This is a genomic window from Candidatus Deferrimicrobiaceae bacterium (assembly GCA_036504035.1).
GTDB lineage: Bacteria > Desulfobacterota > Deferrimicrobia > Deferrimicrobiales > Deferrimicrobiaceae > JANXPS01.
This window is the reverse complement of the sequence record DASXVV010000011.1, coordinates 197,097-217,417: the sequence shown is the minus strand read 5'-3', so window position 1 is coordinate 217,417 and position 20,321 is coordinate 197,097. Positions and strand designations below refer to the sequence as shown.

Genomic DNA, 20,321 nt, shown 5'->3' with positions numbered 1-20,321 from the left:
GGCGTCTCCTTTGCCCCTTTTTCAGAACGCGCTCATCGCCGCTTCGCCCAGCGGGAGCGCTTCGGCCGGGGAAACGGACTGCCGGAATCCGGGGCGTCCGCCGTCCCGGAGACCGGCGGGCGGGAAGGTGCGGCCGCGCGTCCCCCGCTTCCCCTCCTTGGCCACGAAAACAGCCGGGTGGTTGCGTTCCCCCTTCATCATGAGTTCGAGCGTATGCACGATCTCCTGCAGGTTGATCGCCTGGCTGTTCATCTCCTCGGAGGAGGCTGCGATCTCCTCGGCGCTCGCCGCGTTCTGCTGCGTCACCTTGTCCATCTGCGAGACCGCGCTGCTGACCTCCGAGACGCCGCGCGCCTGCTCCGTCGAGGCCGCTGCGACCTCGGCCGAGAGCTCGGTCACCTTCTTCACGGAGGCGGTAACCTCGGTGAAGTCGGCCTCGGTCTTCTGGACCAGCACCGTGCCGTCCTTGATCTTGCCGATCGTCTGCTCGATCAGGCCGGCGGTATTCTTTGCCGCGCCCGCCGCGCGCTGCGCCAGGTTGCGCACCTCGTCGGCGACGACTGCGAATCCCGCCCCCGCCTCGCCGGCCCTCGCCGCCTCCACCGCTGCGTTAAGCGCCAAAAGGTTGGTCTGGAAGGCGATCTCGTCGATCGTCTTGATGATCTTGCCGATCTCCTCGCCCATCGACGAGATGTCCTTCATCCGGACGACGAGCTGTTCCATCGACGCGTTCGCCTTGGCGACCGAACGGCCCGTGTTTTCGGAGAGGCTCCTGGCCATCCCCGAGTTGTCGCTGTTCTGGCGCGTCATCGAGGAAATTTCCTCCATCGCCGCCGCGGTCTCCTCGAGCGAGGCCGCCTGCTCGGAAGCGCCTTCGGCGAGCGACTGGGAGCCGACGGCGACTTCCTCGGAGGCGGTGGAGATCTGCGCCGTCGACTCGTCGAGGGTCTGGATCACCCGGGTGATCGGGAGGGAAATCGTGCGCGACATCCACCAGGACAGGAGCAGGCTGCCCGCGAGGATCGCGGCGGCCACGCCGTAGAGGATGCCGAAGAGGCGATGCACTTCCCGCATGACGTCGTCGACGTAGATGCCGGAGCCGACCACCCATCCCCATTCCGGAACCAGCTTGACATACGAGACCTTGGGGCTCGCCGTCTCCTCGTTCGGTTTTTTCCAGGAGTATTCGACCATCCCCTCGCCCGATTTGCGGGCGACCTCGACCATCTCCCGGAACAGGTACTTGCCGTTCACGTCCCGGTTTTCGGTTTGGCTCTTGCCGACCATGTCCTTGGAATAGGGGTGCATGAGCATGACGGTGTTCAGGTCGTTGACCCAGAAGTAATCTTTCCCGGTCGGGCCGTACTTCATGTTCCGCAGCGATTCGAGCGCCATGGACTTCGCGAGAGGCTCGGGCAGCGCCTTCGATGCGGCCTGCTTCACGTAGAAGTCGACCGTCCCGGAGGCGGACTGGACGAGGTCGCGCGTCTTGGTCGCCTTGGCTTCCATCATGTTCGCCTTGATCTTGGGGTACATCCAGCCCAGCAGCAGCAGGAAGCAGAGGGTGACGGCAAGCCCAAGCGCCATGATCCGGGTCGAGAGGGAATAATTCTTCAGCATATGCGGCCTTCCTTCGGTCGGAGGTGTCGCGCCGGCGGTCTCGCCGGCCACGTAGACCTTTTCGGAAGTCTTGAGGCCCGGGAATAGAGGGGGATCGCTGAAATGCAGGTAGGGAGATTCCCTACGCGGGGCGTCTACAGGTCATGCTCGGCGGCGTAGCGGACCAGGTCGGCATTGCTGGCCATGTTCATCTTCCGGAGCAGCCGGTCGCGGTAGGTGCCGATCGTTTTCACGCTGAGGGCCAGGGCGTCGGCGATCTCCTGCGGCTTGCAGCCCCGGCTGATCATCTTCAGCACCTCGAGCTCCCGGCTCGAGAGCGATTCGTGGGGCAGTGCGTCGAGGTTGCCGGAAAGGAGACCCGCCACCTGCTCGGCAAGGTCTGGCCCCATGTACTTGCGCCCCGCCGCCGCAAGCCGGATCGCCGCGACCAGCTCCTCGGGCGGCGCGAGCTTGGTCACATAGCCATGGGCGCCTCCCTTGAGGGCGCGCACGGCATACAGCGGCTCTTTGTGCGTGCTGAGGATGATCACCGCAATCCGGGGATGCGTTTCCCGAAGCCAGGCGAGGACTTCGAGGCCGTTCCGGCCCGGGAGCGCGATGTCGAGGAGCAGGACATCGCAGAGGGTGTTCTCGAGGAGCGCCCGCAGCTCGTCCTCGTTGCCCCCTTCGCCGACGACATCGAGGTCGCCGGTCTCGAGGAGCGCCTGCCGGAGCCCCTTGCGGACGATGGGATGGTCGTCGACGATCATGAGACGGATCATGCCGATGCTCCTTCGGGCGGCCTGGCCGCGGACGTCGGGACGAGGACCGTCAGCTCCGTGCCGGCGCCGGGCCTGCTCCGGATCCTGAGCCGTCCGCCGACCAGCCGCACCCGCTCCCCGATGCCGATCAAACCGTGCGATCCTTCCCTGGAGCGACGGGCGGGATCGTAGCCCTTCCCGTCGTCGCATATCGCGAGCGACAGGACGCCCAGCTTCTCGCGGATCCGGATCCGGACCCGACCCGCGTCGGCATGCCGCGCCACGTTCGTCAGCGCCTCCTGGGCGATGCGGAAGAGCGCCGTGGCCTGTTCCGGTGTCGGGGAGACGGTTTCGGGCCGGGACGCGAAATCGACCGGGATGCCGTATCGTTCGTCGAATTCGCGCGCCAGCCATTCGACCGCCGGCACAAGCCCGAGGTCGTCGAGGATCTGGGGCCGCAGCTCCCGGATGATCCGCTCGACGACGTCGTGCGTCTCGTCGACGGTCTCGATCAGCGCCCGGATCTTGTCGGCGACCGGCTCCTGCCCGGGGAGCAGCCGTTTGCCGACCCAGTGCAGGTCGAGCCGCAGGGCGGTCAGCTGCTGGCTCAGGTCGTCGTGGATCTCGCGGGCGATCCGCGCCCGTTCCTCTTCGAGCGTCCGCTGCTGCCAGGCGGCATGCTGCCGGACCCGTTCCTCGCTTTCCCGCACCGCTTCGTAAAGATGGCGCAGCCGCGCGACCATCCGGTTGAACGAATCGCCGAGCCGTCCCATTTCGTCGGCGGACCCGACCGGGATCGCGACGTCGAAGTCGCCCCGCGCGACGCGGCCGACCGACGTCTCGAGCGTCCTCAGCGGGCGGATGACGATCCGCCGGAGACTGAGGAACAGCACCGTGGAAAAGACGATCGACAGCAGGACCGTGTGGTTGATGCCCTCGATCGCCCGCTTGCCCATCGTTTCCCGCAGGGCGACATCCGAGAAATGGACCTCGGCTGTGCCGAGGATCTTCCCGTCCCGGACGATCGGGCGCCGCGATATCACACGGGCGCTTGCGAGCAGCTTTTCGTCGACCGCGGCGGGATCGAGCAGCGCGATCGAGCAGGCGTCGTGCAGCACGCTGCCGGCGATCCGGCGGCCGGAAGGGTCCTCGAGCAGGATCGCGAGCACTTCGCGGCTTTTCATCTCGTGGGAGATCGTGGTCCGGATGAGCGCGCGGTCGGACTTGGCGACGGGATCGGTCAGGTTGTAGGCCAGCCGGGCGGCGGCGACCTCGGCCCGGTTCTCGAGCTGGCGGAACGCGTCGGCCCGGTCGGACTCGTAGAGGACCAGCTCGGAGACGGACATGGCGGCCATGACGGAGACGAGCGTCACGAGCAGGATCTTGAACGCCATGTTCCTGCGGATCGAAAATATGCTGCGCAATCGCCCCCTCCCGATGTTGCGAGCCACTTTAACATATGGCTCGGCGGCATCGCACGGCGGCTGTTGTAGAATCGGGAGGATGCTCGTCTTCCTTTCCGCAGGGGTTGTCATGGGGCTTTCGGCCGGCGTCTCGCCGGGGCCGCTGTTTGCGCTGATCGTTTCCCAATCGGTCCGGCACGGGGCGCGGGAGGGGATGAAGGTCGCCATCGTGCCGGCGCTGACCGACGTCCCGATCATCCTGGCCTCGACGTTCCTCCTGTCGCGCATCGGAGATTTCAAGCCCGCGCTCGGCGCCGTCTCGGTCGCCGGGGCGCTGCTCCTTTGCATGTTGGCGTACGAGAGCTTTCGCTCCGCGCCGCCCGGCCTGGAGGTCGCGGCCGACGAGCCGCACTCGGTCCGGAAAGGGGTGCTCGTCAATATCCTGAGCCCCCACCCGTATCTGTTCTGGGTGACGGTCGGGGCGCCCATGATCCTCAAGGGGTGGGCGAAGGGGCCGTCCTTCGCGCTCGCGTTCGTCCTCGGGCTCTACCTTTGCCTCGTCTGCTCGCAGCTCGTCCTCGCCCAGGTCGCCGCCCGTTCGCGGCGGTTGCTGAACGGGAAGGGGTACGTCCGGCTGATGCGGCTGCTCGGCGTCTTCCTCGCCGCCTTCGCGCTGATGCTGCTCCGGGACGGGCTCGGGCTGCTCGGGTTGCTTTAGCCCGCCGGCCGCCCGGCTGTTGTAGAATCGTCATCGTGCCTACCGTCACCGGAACCAGGAAACGTCTTGCCGACCTCGGCGCGGTCGCCTCGGGGCTTGCCCACGAGATCCGCAACCCGCTGAACTCGCTCTACATCAACAGCCAGCTGCTGGTCGAGATGGTCCAGGCGTTGCCCGATTCGCTCGGGGAGCGGCGCGACGACATGCTGGCGCTGGCGCGTGCCGACATGAAGGTGACGCAGCGGCTCAACGACCTGCTGACCGAGTTCCTCCGCTTCGCCCGGCCGCCGGTGAAAGAGCTTGTGGTGGTCGACCTCAACCGGATCGTGGCCGACACCCTCCGCTTCCTCGAGGTCGATTTTTCGCGGCGCGGCGTGCAGTTGGACGTCCGTCTCCATCCCGGGCCCCTGTTGCTCTTCGCCGACGACAAGCAGCTCAAGGCGGCGCTCATGAACGTGCTCCTCAACGCGGAGGAATCGATGGACAAGACGCCCCCCTGCATCGCCATCGAGACGGGCATCCGGCGCGGCCGGCCCTGGGTGCGCGTGACCGACAACGGGCGCGGCATCCCCGCGGCCGACCGCAAGCAGATCTTCAGGCTGTTCTTCACGACGCGGCGCAGCGGAAGCGGAATGGGGCTTCCCATCGTGCGGCAGGTCGTGCGCGACCACGGCGGCCGGATCACCGTGCGCAGCCGCGAGGGGGTCGGCACCGCCATCACCTTCTCGCTGCCCTCCGAGGAGGTGTTCAAGACGGCCACCTCCCTTGCGGCGGGCAAGATGCTGCTGCCGGAGCGGGTGAAATGAAGGAGGCGCCCAAGATCTTCGTGTTCGACGACGACGCGGACAGCCTCGGCAGCGTGGTGGCGGCGCTGCGGCGCGACGGCTACGACGTCCACCCGTTCGTCGACCCGGCCGAGGGGCTGGCGCGATTGCAGGCGGAGGGGGCAGACGTCGTCCTCACCGACCTGCGGATGCCCGGCCTGACCGGCATGGACGTGATCGGGAAGCTCGCGGCCGACAGCAACGGCGTGCCCGTCGTCGTGATGACGGCCTACGGCTCGGTCGAGAGCGCGGTCGAGGCGGTGCGCGCTGGCGCGTCCGACTTCCTGATGAAGCCGATCGAGATCCCGCGGCTGCGGGCCGCCGTCTTCAAGGCGGTCAAGGAACGGTCGATGCGGAAGGAGATCGTCCGATTGCGGGAAGAGGTCGGCGGGGCCGCCGGCATCGAGGAGATCGTCGGCAGCTCCCGCGCGATGGAGGACGTGCTGCGCCGCATCCGGCTCGTCGCTCCCACGCGGATGAACGTGCTCGTACTGGGCGAGAGCGGCACGGGCAAGGAGCTGGTCGCCCGGGCCATCCACCGGTTGAGTCCCCGCAACGGGATGCCGTTCCTCCCGATGAACTGCGCGGCGATCCCCGAGACGTTGCTCGAATCCGAGCTGTTCGGGTACGAGAAGGGCGCTTTCACCGGGGCCAATTCGACCCGCCAGGGGAAGATGGAGCATGCGGAAGGCGGCACCCTCTTTCTCGACGAGGTGGGGGAGATTCCCTCTTCGATCCAGGCAAAGCTTCTCCGGGCGATCGAGCAGAAAGAGTTCTCGCCGGTCGGGAGCTCCCGCGTCGTCAAGGTCGACGTCCGGATCATCGCCGCGACCAACCGCGACTTGGCGGGGCGCGTCGCCGAGGGGCAGTTCCGCGAAGACCTCTATTACCGGCTCAACGTGTTCCCGGTCGTCGTGCCTCCGCTTCGCGACCGGCGGGAGGACATCCCGAAGTTGGCCGAGGCGCTCTTGGCCGAAGTAGCCGCCGACAACGGTTTCCCCCCGAAGCGGCTGTCTCCCGCCGCCATGCGGGCGTTGCTGTCGTGCGGCTGGCCCGGAAACGTCCGGCAGCTCCGCAATGCGCTCGAAACCGCTTCCCTCATCGCCCCCGGCGAAGTGATCGAGCCCGATGCCCTGCCTGCCGAAGTGACCGGCGGCGTCCTCCCCTCGACCGCGACGGGGCCGATCGCGCTTCCGGGTCCCAAGACGATCGAGGAGGCCGAGCGCGAAGCGATCCGCGCCGCGCTCGAAAAGACCGGCGGCAACAAGACGCAGGCGGCGAAGCTGCTCGGCATCGGTCTGCGCACGCTGCACCGCAAGGTCAAGGAACACGGTCTCTGATCCGCCGCATCGCACCGGCCCTGGGCACGAACGTGCCATAATGGCACGCCTGTCGGCCTTGAATGGCACGGTTTCCCCTCGGATGGACGTGACAGCATTCGGGGACCCATTCGTAACTCCTTGAATATCCGTACACAATCTCTTCTGCGACCGCGGCGCTTCCCTCGGCACGGATGTTGATGTTATCGGAGTCGGAGGTTTCGAATGGCGCGCAGGGTTGTGGTCATCACGGATGGGCAGTCCGACGACTACGGCGTCATCGGGCCGCTGCTCGGGGCGCTCTCCGACGCGGGAGCGGAACCCGAGCTGTTCACCGACAGCGACGCGGGGCTGACCCAGGCGGCCGGGGGGATGGCTGACCTCGTGGTGGTCGACCTCGATGCGCCGTCGCTCGGCGGGCTCGACGGGATGATGAAGATCGGTCGTGTCGCCTCCCGCATTCCCGTGCTGCTGCTGGCCGGCGAAAACAGCCGGGCCCGGCGCATGTGGGCGGTCGAGGTGGGCGTCGTCGGATACGTCACGAAGCCGGTCGACGGCCGGACCGTCGCCCGCTTCATCGAGAAGGTGCTGAAAGGCTTTTAGGCAGGGCATAAGCAAGATCACTCACCGAAGGGAAAAGGAGCTATTGCAATGGCGAAGATCATCGGAATCGACCTGGGCACGACCAACTCGGTCGTCGCAGTCATGGAAGGCGGCGAGCCCAAGATCATCATCAACGAGGAAGGAAGCCGTCTTACCCCGTCGGTCGTCGGCTTCGGCAAGAACGGCGATACGCTGGTCGGGCAGGTCGCCAAGCGGCAGGCCGTGCTCAACCCCGAGAACACCGTGTTCTCGATCAAGCGTTTCATGGGGCGCCGATACGACGAGGTCACCGACGAAATGAAACTGGTGCCTTACCGGGTCGTCAAGGGTTCCGCGCAGGACGCGCGCGTGTCGGCAGGCGGCAAGGAATACACCCCGCAGGAAGTCTCCGCGATGATCCTCGGCAAGCTCAAGAAGGCGGCCGAGACCTACCTGGGCGAGGACGTCAAGCAGGCGGTCATCACCGTTCCGGCCTACTTCAACGACTCGCAGCGGCAGGCCACCAAGGACGCCGGCCAGATCGCCGGGCTCGAGGTGCTCCGCATCATCAACGAGCCGACGGCCGCGGCGCTGGCGTACGGCCTCGACAAGAAGAAGAACGAGCTGATCGCGGTGTTCGACTTCGGCGGCGGCACGTTCGACATCTCGGTGCTCGAGGTGGGCGATAACGTCGTCGAGGTCAAGTCCACCAACGGCGACACGCACCTGGGCGGCGACAACATCGACCAGAAGATCATCGAGTGGATCGTCGACGAGTTCAAGAAGGACCAGGGAATCGACCTGTCCAAGGATCGCACCGCGCTGCAGCGGCTGAAGGAGGCGGCCGAAAAGGCCAAGATCGAGCTGTCCTCCACGACCGAGACCGAGATCAGCCTGCCGTTCGTCACGGCCGACGCCACCGGTCCCAAGCATCTCCAGCTCAAGCTGTCGCGCGCGAAATTCGAGGCGATGATCGACGGCATCCTCCAGCGGGCGCTGCATCCGTGCGAGCAGGCGGTCAAGGACGCGGGCATCGACGTCGGCAAGATCGACGAGGTCGTCCTCGTCGGCGGATCCACGCGCATCCCGAAGGTCGTCGAGATGGTCAAGAAATTCTTCGGCAAGGACCCGCACCAGGGCGTCAACCCCGACGAGGTCGTCGCGGCGGGCGCGGCGGTGCAGGCGGGCGTGCTCGGCGGCGAGGTCAAGGACATGCTGCTGCTCGACGTCACGCCGCTTTCGCTGGGCATCGAAACGCTGGGCGGCGTCATGACCAAGCTGATCGAGCGCAACACGACGATCCCGGTCCGCAAGAGCGAGACCTTCACGACGGCAGCCGACAGCCAGCCGAGCGTCGAGGTGCACGTCCTCCAGGGTGAGCGCGAGATGGCGTCCTACAACCGGACGCTGGGCCGCTTCAACCTCGAAGGGATCCCGGCGGCGCCCCGCGGCGTGCCCAAGATCGAGGTGACGTTCGACATCGACGCCAACGGCATCCTGCACGTCAACGCGAAGGACATGGGCACGGGCAAGGAACAGAAGATCACGATCACGGCCTCGACCGGCCTGTCCAAGGACGACATCGACAAGATGGTCAAGGAGGCCGAGGCCAACGCCGCCGAAGACAAGAAGCGGCGCGCTGTGGTCGATGCGCGCAACCACCTCGACTCGATGATTTTCAACACCGACAAGACGCTGAAGGACAACAAGGAAAAGCTGCCGGCCGAGATGGTGACGAAGGTCGAGGCGGCGATCGAAGAGGCGAAGAAGTCGCTGGTCTCCGAGGACGAGCAGGTTCTCAAGAACGCGGCCGAGACGCTCCTCAAGGAGTCGCAGGTGATCGCCGAGCACCTCTACAAGGAAGCGTCGGCGACCCCGCCTCCGGGGGCGGAAGGGACGCAGGCCGAGGGCGAGAAGAAGGCCCCCGAGGGCGACGTCATCGAAGCCGAGTACGAGGACCCGGGCAAGAAGTAACGGAGGCGAACGGCCCCCCTCCCGGGTGCATCGGGATCGGGTGAATGCGCGAAACATCGGATCCCCTCGTCCCGTAAGCGAGGGGCGAGGGGGGTCCGATAAACAGGATGAAAGGAGGAGTCGTCATGGCAATCGTGCGGTGGTGGGACCCCATGCGGGACCTGGCGGGAATCCAGGACAAGATGAACCAGATCTTCGAGGACACCTTCACGCACACCCGCGGCCGCGAAGAGGGGCTGACGGGCGGGATGTGGACCCCCGCGGTCGACATCTACGAGACCGACGCCAACGTCGTCGTGAAGGCCGAGCTGCCCGGCGTCCAGAAGGACCAGGTGGGCGTCGAGGTGAAGGACGGCGTGCTGACGCTGCGCGGCGAACGCAAGTACGAGAAGGAAGTGAAGGAGGAGAACTTCCACAGGATCGAGCGGTCCTACGGAACCTTCCAGCGCGCCTTCTCGCTGCCGACCTCGGTCGACCAGGAGAACATCTCGGCGGTCATGAAGGACGGCGTGCTCGAGGTGACGCTCCCGAAGAGGGAAGCCGCCAAGCCGAAGCAGATCAACGTGGCGGTGAAGTAGGGGCGCGACGGGGGACGCGAGAGGTCGTCGCCGGGTTCCAGTCCCGCTCCGCGGGTCGCCGTATCCCCGACCGGGGGACGCCTGGTCCGGCCATCCATGGCCGGCCTGCGGCTCCATCCCGCCTCGCGCCGCCATCCCTGGCGGCAGACCCGAACGTCGCGAGGCGGGTAGGCCCCCGGGAGGGATACGCCGCCCCGCTGCGCAGGCCTGGGGGGGGGCGACGACCCGGAAACGGCAGGTTATAGCAGGATCCGATCTTTGATTTCAAGGCTCCGCATGAGCGACGACCGCGACGTGGATTGGCAATGCGCCGCGCATGCGGCCCTTGGTCGGCGACGCCCTCCGGAGCGTAGCGGCTCCGGATGTACCCTGATAGGGGGCCTACCCGTCCCGCGACGTTTGAGTCTGCCGCCATGGAGCGAGAATCCGTCCGACTGATTATTGATCGGGGATTCGAGCTCCGAAGCGAACGCCGAGCGGGTAGCGAGGATGAGGCGCCATGGATGGCGCCGTCAGTGAGTGGAGGCCGCCGGCGGCAGCTCGATGCCGGACGCATCGAGCGTGAGCCGGGCCGAGCAAGACGTCCCCCCGAAGGGGACACCCGGAGACGCCTTAGCGCCGGGACAATCCCGGCTGTCCCGGGCGAATCGGAGGGGTCCATGGACCCGAAAAAGGATTACTACAAGCTGCTGGGCGTGGCGGAGGGCGCTTCCGAGGACGAGATCCGGAAGGCGTACCGCCGGCTCGCGAAGAAGTTCCACCCCGACTACAACCCGGGCGACAAGACGGCCGAGTCGAAGTTCAAGGAAGTGAACGAGGCCAACGAGATCCTGTCCGACGGGAAGAAGCGGGCCGAGTACGACGCCTTGCGGCACGGCGCGTTCACCGGCGGGGTCCAGGATGGCTTCCAGGAGGGCTTCCAGGGCGGCCCGTTCGGATTCCCCGGGGGCGGCGGTCGATATTCGCACACCGAGACGGTGGGCTTCGAGGATCTGCTGGGCGACCTGCTCAACCGGGGGGGCGGACGCGGCGCCGGTTTCGGCCACGGCGGCATCCCGGCCGACGACCTCGAGATGGAATTGTCGATCGACTTCCTCGACATGGCCCGCGGTGCGGTCCGCGAGGTCGTGTTCAGCCGGCCGAAGCCGTGCGCCGCGTGCGGCGGCACGGGACGCGCGGGCCGCAAAGGCTGCCCGAAATGCTACGGGGCGGGCTATACGCCGGTCGAGGAGCGGATCAAGGTCAAGATCCCGGCGGGCGCGCAGGACGGCTCCAAGATCCGGGTGCCCGGCAAGGGGGGCGAGGCCGAGGGACGCAGGAACGGAGACCTCCTGCTCCGTCTCCGGATGCGGCCGCACCCGTATTTCCGGCGCGACGGCAACGATATCTCCCTCGACGTCCCGATCCGCGTCTCCGAGGCGATCAAGGGCGCCCGGATCGAGGTGCCGACGATCGACGGGCCGGTGACGGTGACCATTCCCCCGGGCTCCTCGAGCGGACGGAAGCTGCGGCTCAAGGGGAAGGGCGTCCCCTCCCCGGGCGGGACCGAGCGGGGCGACCAGTACCTCGTGCTTCAGGTGGTGGTGCCCCAGGGGGCGTCCGACGAGCTTTCGACGCTGGCCGACCGGCTTGTGCCGTTCGAGGATTCCGGCATCCGGGAGAGCTGGAACTGAGCGGGTTATAATTGAATCTTTAGTTGAAGGATTCGAGCACGAAGGGGAAGGGCGAAGAAGATGGGCAACACATTGAAGACGGCGTTCCTGCTGGCGGTCCTCACGGCGCTGTTCCTGCTGATCGGGCAGGCCGTCGGCGGGCAGGGCGGCATGATGATCGCGTTCGGGATGGCCGTCGTGATGAATGTCGGATCCTACTGGTTTTCCGACTCGATCGTCCTGCGGATGTACGGCGCGCGCGAGGTGCCCGAGTCCGAGGCCCCGCGGCTCCATGCGATCGTCCATCGCCTTGCGGCGGCGGCCGGCACCCCGATGCCGAAAGTCTGCGTGATCCCGGGCGATTCCCCCAACGCGTTCGCGACGGGGAGGAACCCCGAGCATGCCGCCGTGGCGGCGACCGAGGGAATCCTCCGCCTGCTGCCCGAAGACGAGCTCGAGGCGGTCCTGGCCCACGAGATGTCGCATGTCCGCAACCGGGACATCCTGATCGGGACCGTGGCGGCAACGCTGGCCGGCGCCATCATGATGATCGCCCGGATGGCGCAGTTCGCGGCCATCTTCGGCGGGGGAAGCCGCGACCGGGACGGCGAGGGCGGCGGGGGCATCCTCGGGATGGTGTTCCTGGCGATCCTGGCGCCGCTGGGCGCGATGCTGATCCAGATGGCGGTCTCCCGCTCGCGCGAATACCTGGCCGACGCGACGGGGGCCAAGCTTTGCGGCAACCCGCTGGCGCTGGCCCGGGCGCTCCAGCGCATCTCGGGCGTCGCCGAGACCGTCCCGCTCGAGTCCGCGGGCCCGGCGACGGCGCACCTGTTCATCGTCAACCCGCTTTCCGCCGGCGGTATCGCCGGACTTTTCAGCACGCACCCGCCGGTCGAGGAGCGCGTCGCGCGGCTTCGCGAGATGGCGGCAGGGGCACGTTAACCGGTATCGAAGAGGAAGAGACGTAGAGGGGATAGATACACTAAATGATGGAAATTGCGTTCTACCGCGAAAAGCTTTCCGACTCGGGACACCGGGTTCTCAACGCGGCGATCGAGGAATCGCAGCGGCGGCACCACTATTACCTCGGGCTCGAGCACCTGTTCATCGCATTTGCGATCGAAGAGAAAGCCACCTTCGCCGAGCTGATGGCCTCCATCGGCCTCGACGTCGACGCGGTCCTCTACTCGGTCAACGAGCACCTCAACATCTCGCGCCAGTACCTGGGCGTCGGGCTCAAGGTGCCGCCCGCTACCAAGCAGGTGTTCCGCGTCGCCTGGGAGACCGCCCAGCGAAACCGGCGCCCCAACATCGACGCCGAGGACATCTTCCTGGGCATCTTCCACGAGGTCCATTCGATCCCGGCGCGCATCCTCAAGGGGTACGGGCTCGACCCGGGTGTGGCCTTGTCGCGCTTCGCCGGGCAGCTGCGCAGCCGCGAAGAAAAGGTCGAGGAGGTCCGGAAGCGGTATGAACTGCCGCCGAATCTCAAGACGTTCGCCGTCAACCTCAACCAGCTTGCGCGTGAGGGGAAGATCCCGCCGATCATCGGCCGCGAGCGCGAGATCGACCGGATCGTCGAATACCTGTGCCACAAGGACCGCAGCAACTCGGTCATGATCATCGGCGATCCCGGGGTGGGCAAGACCGCCGTCGCCGAGGGGCTCGCGATGCGCCTCGAGTACGAGCCGCACCGGATTCCCGAGCGGCTGCGCAGCCACCAGATCGTCAACCTGCAGATGAACACGATCGTCGCGGGCACCGTCTTCCGCGGGATGTTCGAGGACCGGATCGAGAAGGTCATCTCCGAGGTCAAGGAGCGCAAGAACCTCATCCTGTTCATCGACGAGGCGCACACGATCGTCGGGGCGGGCTCCGCGATGGGCGTTCCGTCCGACGCGGCCAACATCTTCAAGTCGAGCCTCGCGCGCGGCGAGCTGCAGATCATCGGCGCCACGACCGCGACCGAGTTCAAGGAGATCATCCAGGAGGACGAGGCGCTGGCGCGCCGCTTCCGCGTCGTCAAGATCGAGGAGCCGTCGCTCGAGGACGCCCGCGAGATCCTCATCGGGCTCAAGCCGCGGCTCGAAGCCAACTACGGCGTGACCATCGAGGACGCCGCGATCGACTTCGCGCTGTCCATGTCCGAACGGTACGCCCGGTCGCTGCGGCTGCCCGACAAGGTCATCAACTGGCTCGACACCGCCTGCGTGCGGGCCGAGCTTCGGGGGGGCGAGGAGCTGGTCGTCACGTCCGCAGACGTGCTCTACGTCATCGCCGACGAGACCCGGACGCCCGAGGACGTCATCCGACGCGACGTGCTCGACCGGTTCGGCGACCTCGAGGAGAAGCTGTCCCGCAGGGTCGTCGGCCAGAAGGAGGCGATCGACGCGGTCGCCCGCTCGCTCCGGCTCAACAAGGGGCCGCTCAAGGCCAACCTCAACCGGCCCGACGGGGTCCTGCTCTTCTTGGGGCCCACGGGCGTCGGCAAGACCGAGATGGCGCGGGCGTTGGCCGAGTACCTCTTCGGCGACGAGAAGCACATGGTGCGCGTCGACATGTCCGAGTACCGCGACGGCAACCTCGCGGTCGACAAGCTCATCGGCATGCCGCGCGGCATCGTCGGCTCCGAGCGGGGCGGCATCCTGTCCAACCAGCTCCGCGACAACCCGTATACGGTCGTGCTGCTCGACGAGATCGAGAAGGCCGACTCCTACGTCCACAACCTGTTCCTCCAGGTGTTCGACGAAGGATGGCTGACCGACGGGCGCGGCAAGAAGGTCTACTTCTCCGATTCGATCATCATCATGACCAGCAACCTCGGCGCCGACGAGTTGTCCAAGCTGTCGCGCCCGCTCGGCTTCGGCGAAGGGACCGGAGACTTCGGGTCGGTCAAGAAGAGCGTCCTGAAGGCGGTCGAGAACCGCTTCTCGCCCGAGTTCATCAACCGGCTCGACGACGTGGTCGTCTTCTCGCCGCTCTCGGCCGACGAGGTCAAGAAGATCGCCGGTATCCACCTGGGCGCGCTCCGCAAGACGATGGCGTCCCACGGGAAAACGCTCGACGTGACCGAAGCCGCCCTGTCCGCGCTGGCGCGCACAGGCTTCAGCGTCAAGTACGGCGCCCGGTTCCTCAAGCGTCACATCGACGAAAAGGTCAAGATCCCGATCACGCTGCGCTGGAAGGAAACGGACCACTTCTATCTCGACGCCGTCAACGGCGAGGTGGCCGTCATTACGGAAAAGGTGCCCGCATAAATGGCCGAATCGACCGAAGACAAGGGATTCAAGTTCGTCGACAAGCGGACGATGTCCGACGAGGAGCGGGAGGCCGAGCAAAAGTCGGCGACGATCCCGCCGCCTCCTCCCCCGCATGCTCCGGCGCCCCCCGCGGAGGGCGCCGCGCAGGGAGAGAATGTGCCGCCGATAGACCCCCACGCCGCGCCGCACGGGCACGGGCCCGGAGCCGGTCCCCCCGCTTTCCTCGACCTGCTCCAGTCGCTCCAGTTCAGTGCGATGATGCATCTCGGCATGGTCCAGGAGCAGGACGGCAGGCGGTCGCCCGTCGACCTGCCCGGCGCCAGGGACGCGATCGACATGATGGACATCCTCAAGGAAAAGACGAAGGGAAATCTCACGGCGGAAGAGGACGAAGTGCTGACCGAGGGGCTTTATGTACTGAGGATGAGCTACCTCGCCGCGACGAACGCCGGAAAACCGCAAGGAGGAGGAAAACCCTGATGGTCCCGAGAGGCAAGGTCATCGTTCTGCTGCTGGCGGCAGTCGCCGCGGGGGTGGTTCTGTCGTCGGCCTTCAACCTTTCCCCGCGCTGCAACGCGTTTTACCCGGGGACGTCAAAGGTCGAGCCGGCCGCCGCGTCCCGCCTGGTGCCGATCGATATCCCGACGCTGTTCAAGGAAGTGTCGCCGGCCGTCGTCAACATCAGCACGACGCAGGTCGTCAAGTTCAGCCAGCCGAAGCTCCGCAACCCGTTCGGCGGCCATGGCGATCCTTTCGACGAGTTCTTCAATAATTTCTTCGGGGGCGGGCAGGGCGGCGCGGTTCCGCGCGAGCAGAAGCGCAAGAGCCTCGGTTCCGGCTTCATCGTCTCGGACGACGGCTACATCCTGACCAACAACCACGTCGTCGAGAACGCCGACGAGGTCACGGTGACGCTGCTCGACAAGGAAGAGTACAAGGCCACCGTCGTCGGGAACGACCCGAAGACCGATATCGCGCTCATCAAGATCAAGCCGAAATCGAAACTGACCTATGTCCATCTGGGCGATTCGAACCGTCTGGATGTCGGGGAGTGGGTCGTCGCCATCGGCAATCCGTTTGGGCTCGGGCACACCGTGACTGCGGGCATCGTCAGCGCGAAGGGACGCATCATCGGATCGGGTCCATACGACGATTTCATCCAGACCGACGCGTCGATCAACCCGGGCAACTCGGGCGGTCCGCTCTTCAACCTCAAGGGCGAAGTGGTCGGCATCAATACGGCGATCGTCCAGGGCGGGCAGGGAATCGGCTTCGCGACGCCGATCGACCTGGCCCGCTCGGTCATGGGACAACTGAAGGACAAGGGCAAGGTGACGCGCGGCTGGCTGGGCGTCCACATCCAGAAGCTGACGGCCGACATGGCCGAGTCGCTCAACATCCCGGGCGGCAAGGGCGTTCTGGTCGCCGACACCACCAAGGACGGGCCGGCCGAGAAGGCCGGGATCAAGTCCGGCGACGTGATCGTCGCGTTCGACGGCAAGGAGGTCGTGGCGGAGAACGAGCTGCCCCAGATCGTGGCGGCGTCCCGGCCCGGCAGCAGGGTCGACGTCAAGCTGATCCGTGACGGCAAGGAAATGACCGTCAAGGTGACGCTCGCAGATATGGAGGGCGGCCCGGGCGAGAAGGCCGAGCCCGGCGAAAGCGATGCCGTCAAGAAACTGGGCATCTCCGTCCAGGACATCACGGCCGAGCTAGCCCGCCGGCTGGGCACCGAGAACCGGAAGGGCGTGGTCGTTTCTTCGGTCGAGGACGGCGGCGTCGGCGACAATGCCGGTTTCGAGCAGGGCGATATCGTACGGCAGGTCAACCGGCAGCCGGTCGCTAGCGTGGCCGAGTTCGACAGTGCCGTCAAGAAGTCGAAGGGCGACAAGGTGACGATGTTCCTCGTCGAGCGGGGCGAGGCGCGCATCTTCCTCGCCGTGAAGATCAAGTAGCGTCGCAATCGACGCCCGCCCCCGCGTCAGACGGGGGGCGGGCATATTCCGCAAAGGCAGAGCCCGGCTGCCGGTCCGGCGAATTCGCAGCCGGGACCGGGAGGGGCGGGTGCGCCCGCCGGGACGGGGCGAAGCAGGCGGCATAAGGAGGACAAGATGGTTCCGCTCGAGAAGCTGACGGTCAAGTCGCAGGAAGCGCTGCAGGACGCCGTTCGGATGGCGTCCGAGCGCGGTCACGCGCAGGTCGAGCCCGAGCACCTGTTTGCGGCGCTGCTGCGGCAGGAGGGCGGCGTGGCCGCCGACCTGCTGACGCGCACCGGGGTGGCGCCGGGACGCCTCCTGGCGGATGCCGATGCGCTGCTGGCCGCGATGCCCCGGGTGTCCGGGGCGGTGAACCGCGGTCTCTCGCCCCGGTTCGAGCCGATCTTCGAAAAGGCGCAATCCGAGGCCGACGCGTTCAAGGACGAGTTCCTGTCGGCCGAGCATTTCCTGCTGGCGCTGTGCGGCGAGCCGGGCAGGGTGGCCGACCTTCTGCGGAAGGCGGGCGTGACGCGCGAGGCGCTGCTGTCGGCGCTCACCGCCATCCGGGGGACGCAGCGGATCACCGACGAGAACCCCGAGGGCAAGTACCAGGCGCTCGACAAGTACTGCAACGACCTGACCGAGAGCGCGCGGCGCGAGAAGCTCGATCCCGTGATCGGACGCGACGAGGAGATCCGGCGCACGATCCAGGTCCTTTCCCGGCGCACCAAGAATAACCCCGTGCTGATCGGGGAGCCGGGTGTGGGCAAGACGGCCATCGTCGAGGGGCTTGCGCAGCGGGTCGTCTCCGGCGATGTCCCCGAGGGGCTGAAGGACAAGCGAGTGCTCGCGCTCGACATGGGCTCGCTGATCGCCGGCGCGAAGTACCGGGGCGAGTTCGAGGACCGGCTGAAGGCGGTGCTCAAGGAGATCGCTGCAGCCGAGGGCAAGGTCATCCTGTTCATCGACGAGATGCACACGCTCGTCGGGGCGGGCAAGGCCGACGGCGCGATGGACGCATCCAATATGCTCAAGCCGGCGCTGGCGCGCGGCGAGCTCCGGTGCGTCGGGGCGACCACGATCGACGAGTACCGCAAGTACGTCGAGAAGGACCCGGCGCTCGAGCGCCGGTTTCAGCCGGTCATGGTCGAAGAACCGTCGGTCGAGGACACGATCGCGATCCTGCGGGGCCTGAAGGGGCGCTACGAGGTACACCACGGCGTCCGCATCAAGGACGCGGCGCTGATCGCGGCCGCCACGCTTTCCCACCGCTACATCTCCGACCGCTTCCTGCCCGACAAGGCGATCGACCTGGTCGACGAGGCGGCTTCGCGACTCAAGATCGAGATCGACTCCGTGCCGACGGAGCTCGACGAGGTGCAGCGGCGCAAGACGCAGCTCCAGATGGAGAAGCAGGCGCTCGCGAAAGAGACCGACGCGGCGTCGCTCGAGCGCATGGGGCTGCTCGACGAAGAGCTGGCCGAACTGACGAGGCGGATCGACGACTACCGTGCCCGATGGGAAAAGGAGAAGGCGTCGATCGGGAAGGGGCGCGCGATCAAGGAGAGGATCGAGAAGGCGCTTTCCGAGATGCAGCGTGCCGAGCGGGAAGGGAACCTCGCGAAGGCCTCCGAGCTGAAGTACGGGACGATCCCGGCGCTGCAGCGGGAGGTCGAGGCGCTGGCGCCCGCAACGGCCGATGGGACGGGGGGGCGTCTGCTCAAGGAGGAGGTCGACGAGGAGGACATCGCCCGGATCGTGGCCCGCTGGACCGGCATCCCGGTGACGCGGCTGGTCGAGGGGGAGGTGCAGAAGCTGGTGCACATGGAGGAGCGGCTGGGTGAGCGCGTCGTCGGCCAGGAGGAGGCGCTTCGCCTGGTGGCCAACGCGGTGCGGCGCGCGAAGTCGGGCCTCAAGGATCCGAGGCGGCCGATCGGCTCCTTCCTGTTCCTGGGGCCGACGGGCGTGGGCAAGACGGAAACCGCGCGGGCGCTGGCGCAATTCCTGTTCGACGACGAGGCCGCGATGGTGCGGCTCGACATGTCCGAATATATGGAAAAGCACTCGGTGGCCCGGATGATCGGCGCCCCGCCGGGATACGTCGGCTACGAGGAAGGGGGCGCGCTGACCGAGGCGATCCGGCGAAAGCCGTACACCGTCGTGCTGTTCGACGAGATCGAGAAGGCGCACCCCGACGTGTTCAACGCGCTGCTCCAGGTGCTCGAGGACGGGCGGCTGACCGACGGGAAGGGGCGCACGGTCGACTTCCGCAACACGGTGGTCATCCTCACCTCGAACGTCGGCTCCCACTGGATCCAGGAGCTTTCCGGCCGCGGGGAAGAAATCGTCCGCGACCGGGTGATGGACGAGTTGCGGACCACCTTCCGGCCCGAGTTCCTCAACCGGCTCGACGAGATCATCCTGTTCCATGCGTTGGGGCGCGAGCAGATCGCCCGCATCGTCGACCTGATGCTCGGCGAGCTGAACGTCCGGCTGGCCGACCGGAAGATCACCGTCGAGATGACGCCGGCGGCGAAGGCGCGACTGGCCGAGCTTGGGTACGATCCGGTCTACGGCGCGAGGCCCTTGCGGCGCGCGATCCAGAAGCACCTCCAGGACCCGCTGGCGCTCGCGTTGCTTCAGGGCGGCTTCCTGCCCGGCGACACGGTGCGAATCGACGCCGATGCGGTGGGCGGCTTCTCGTTCGGGAAGGCGGCAGCCGGGGCGTGACCCGTGCGCTTTCATCCTTGACACGGCGAGCTCCCATGGGTCATGCTTTTATGAAAACATCGTTTGAAAAGGCGTCCTTTGGATAAGACCTGCTCCGTCTCCGTGCTCGCGCCCGCCAAGCTCAACCTCACCCTCAAGGTGTTCGGAAAGCGTCCCGACGGCTATCACGACATTCGTTCGCTGATGGTTCCGATATCCCTTTATGACATGGTCACGGTGACCGGGATTCCGCAGGGAATCGAGGTCTTGTCCGATCGGCCGGGCGTGCCGTCCGGCTCGGACAACAGCTGCGGAAAGGCCGCCGGGCTTTTCCTGGCGTGGGCCGGCGTGACCTCCGGGGTGCGAATCCGCATCCGGAAAGTGATTCCGATGGAAGCGGGCCTCGGCGGAGGCAGCTCCGACGCCGCCGCGACCTTCAAGGGCCTGACCGCCCTGACGGGCGCGGAGCCGCCTCCCGACGTCCTGCGCGACATGGCGGCGAAGGTCGGCGCCGACGTACCCTTCTTCACGGTGGGCGGGGCCGCGTTGGCCGAGGGGATCGGCGAGCGTCTGACGCCGCTGACCTGGTCGGTCCCGTTCCATGCCGTGGTCGTCAAGCCGCCGTTCGGGATGCCGACGGCCGAGGGATATGCGCGGCTCCGGCGCGGCCCCGGCGAAGCACCGGGGGAGAACGCGTTCGAGCCTCCGCGCGATTGGGACGCGCTGGTCGGCTGCGTCGACAACGATTTCGAGGGGGCATGGGCCGGCGTCTACCCCCAGGTCGATGCGATCAAGCGACAGCTGCTCGACGCGGGCGCCGGTACCGCGGCGATGACCGGCAGCGGCTCGTCGATCTTCGGCCTGTTCCGCGAAGAGGGCAAGGCGCGGGAAGCGCAGGGGGCGCTTTCCCGGGACACGGGCAACACGATTTTCCTGGCGCGAAACATCTAGGGCAACGGAAGG

Annotated in this window: 16 protein-coding genes; 13 read left to right on the top strand and 3 right to left on the bottom strand. The window is 66.9% G+C overall.

The annotated features are described in order from the left end of the window. Window positions 1–21: 21 nt before the first annotated feature. The 3 genes from VGK27_10065 to VGK27_10055 form a co-directional block, all read right to left on the bottom strand. Entirely contained in the window at window positions 22–1,620 is a 1,599-nt protein-coding gene (locus tag VGK27_10065; protein ID HEY3490448.1) for a methyl-accepting chemotaxis protein, read from the bottom strand. 134 nt (window positions 1,621–1,754) lie between these two features. Next, window positions 1,755–2,381 (bottom strand): response regulator transcription factor, encoded by a 627-nt coding sequence (locus VGK27_10060; protein ID HEY3490447.1) that lies wholly within the window; start codon window positions 2,379–2,381, stop codon window positions 1,755–1,757. After that, window positions 2,378–3,784 (bottom strand): HAMP domain-containing protein, encoded by a 1,407-nt coding sequence (locus VGK27_10055; GenBank protein HEY3490446.1) that lies wholly within the window; start codon window positions 3,782–3,784, stop codon window positions 2,378–2,380. Before VGK27_10055 ends, VGK27_10060 begins: the two co-directional genes overlap by 4 nt. A 79-nt stretch (window positions 3,785–3,863) precedes the next feature. Between VGK27_10055 and VGK27_10050 the strand changes: the two genes are divergently transcribed. The 13 genes from VGK27_10050 to ispE all read left to right on the top strand — a co-directional run bounded on the left by VGK27_10050 (window position 3,864) and on the right by ispE (window position 20,309). Continuing rightward, window positions 3,864–4,481, top strand: coding sequence for a LysE family translocator (locus VGK27_10050; protein ID HEY3490445.1), 618 nt, complete (start codon window positions 3,864–3,866; stop codon window positions 4,479–4,481). A 35-nt stretch (window positions 4,482–4,516) separates the two neighbouring features. Beyond that, window positions 4,517–5,287 carry an ATP-binding protein gene (locus VGK27_10045; GenBank protein ID HEY3490444.1) on the top strand — a complete coding sequence of 257 codons (771 nt, stop codon included), beginning with the start codon at window positions 4,517–4,519 and terminating at the stop codon, window positions 5,285–5,287. After that, the gene (locus tag VGK27_10040; GenBank protein HEY3490443.1) at window positions 5,284–6,645 is read left to right on the top strand and encodes a sigma-54 dependent transcriptional regulator; all 1,362 of its coding nucleotides are present in this window, start codon (window positions 5,284–5,286) and stop codon (window positions 6,643–6,645) included. The genes VGK27_10045 and VGK27_10040 overlap by 4 nt, the downstream gene beginning before the upstream one ends. Before the next feature lie 204 nt (window positions 6,646–6,849). After that, the gene (locus VGK27_10035; GenBank protein HEY3490442.1) at window positions 6,850–7,227 is read left to right on the top strand and encodes a response regulator; all 378 of its coding nucleotides are present in this window, start codon (window positions 6,850–6,852) and stop codon (window positions 7,225–7,227) included. A gap of 48 nt (window positions 7,228–7,275) precedes the next feature. After that, window positions 7,276–9,180: a molecular chaperone DnaK gene (gene dnaK, locus VGK27_10030; protein HEY3490441.1), complete on the top strand. Its 1,905-nt coding sequence runs from the start codon at window positions 7,276–7,278 to the stop codon at window positions 9,178–9,180. A gap of 125 nt (window positions 9,181–9,305) precedes the next feature. Continuing rightward, the gene (locus VGK27_10025) at window positions 9,306–9,758 is read left to right on the top strand and encodes an Hsp20/alpha crystallin family protein (GenBank protein ID HEY3490440.1); all 453 of its coding nucleotides are present in this window, start codon (window positions 9,306–9,308) and stop codon (window positions 9,756–9,758) included. Between the two features lie 659 nt (window positions 9,759–10,417). Beyond that, window positions 10,418–11,431, top strand: coding sequence for a DnaJ C-terminal domain-containing protein (locus VGK27_10020; protein ID HEY3490439.1), 1,014 nt, complete (start codon window positions 10,418–10,420; stop codon window positions 11,429–11,431). A gap of 60 nt (window positions 11,432–11,491) precedes the next feature. Then, on the top strand, window positions 11,492–12,355 hold the full coding sequence (gene htpX, locus VGK27_10015; protein HEY3490438.1) for a zinc metalloprotease HtpX: 864 nt from the start codon (window positions 11,492–11,494) through the stop codon (window positions 12,353–12,355). 44 nt (window positions 12,356–12,399) lie between these two features. Continuing rightward, entirely contained in the window at window positions 12,400–14,670 is a 2,271-nt protein-coding gene (locus VGK27_10010) for an ATP-dependent Clp protease ATP-binding subunit (protein HEY3490437.1), read from the top strand. Then, entirely contained in the window at window positions 14,671–15,153 is a 483-nt protein-coding gene (locus tag VGK27_10005) for a DUF1844 domain-containing protein (GenBank protein HEY3490436.1), read from the top strand. Further along, a complete protein-coding gene (locus VGK27_10000) occupies window positions 15,153–16,628 on the top strand; it encodes a DegQ family serine endoprotease (protein ID HEY3490435.1) in 1,476 nt (491 codons plus the stop codon). The genes VGK27_10005 and VGK27_10000 overlap by 1 nt, the downstream gene beginning before the upstream one ends. Window positions 16,629–16,784: 156 nt before the next feature. Continuing rightward, the gene (gene clpB / locus VGK27_09995) at window positions 16,785–19,379 is read left to right on the top strand and encodes an ATP-dependent chaperone ClpB (protein ID HEY3490434.1); all 2,595 of its coding nucleotides are present in this window, start codon (window positions 16,785–16,787) and stop codon (window positions 19,377–19,379) included. A gap of 78 nt (window positions 19,380–19,457) precedes the next feature. Next, complete coding sequence (ispE, locus tag VGK27_09990) at window positions 19,458–20,309, top strand: 4-(cytidine 5'-diphospho)-2-C-methyl-D-erythritol kinase (GenBank protein ID HEY3490433.1); 852 nt, start codon at window positions 19,458–19,460, stop codon at window positions 20,307–20,309. Window positions 20,310–20,321 lie beyond the last annotated feature (12 nt).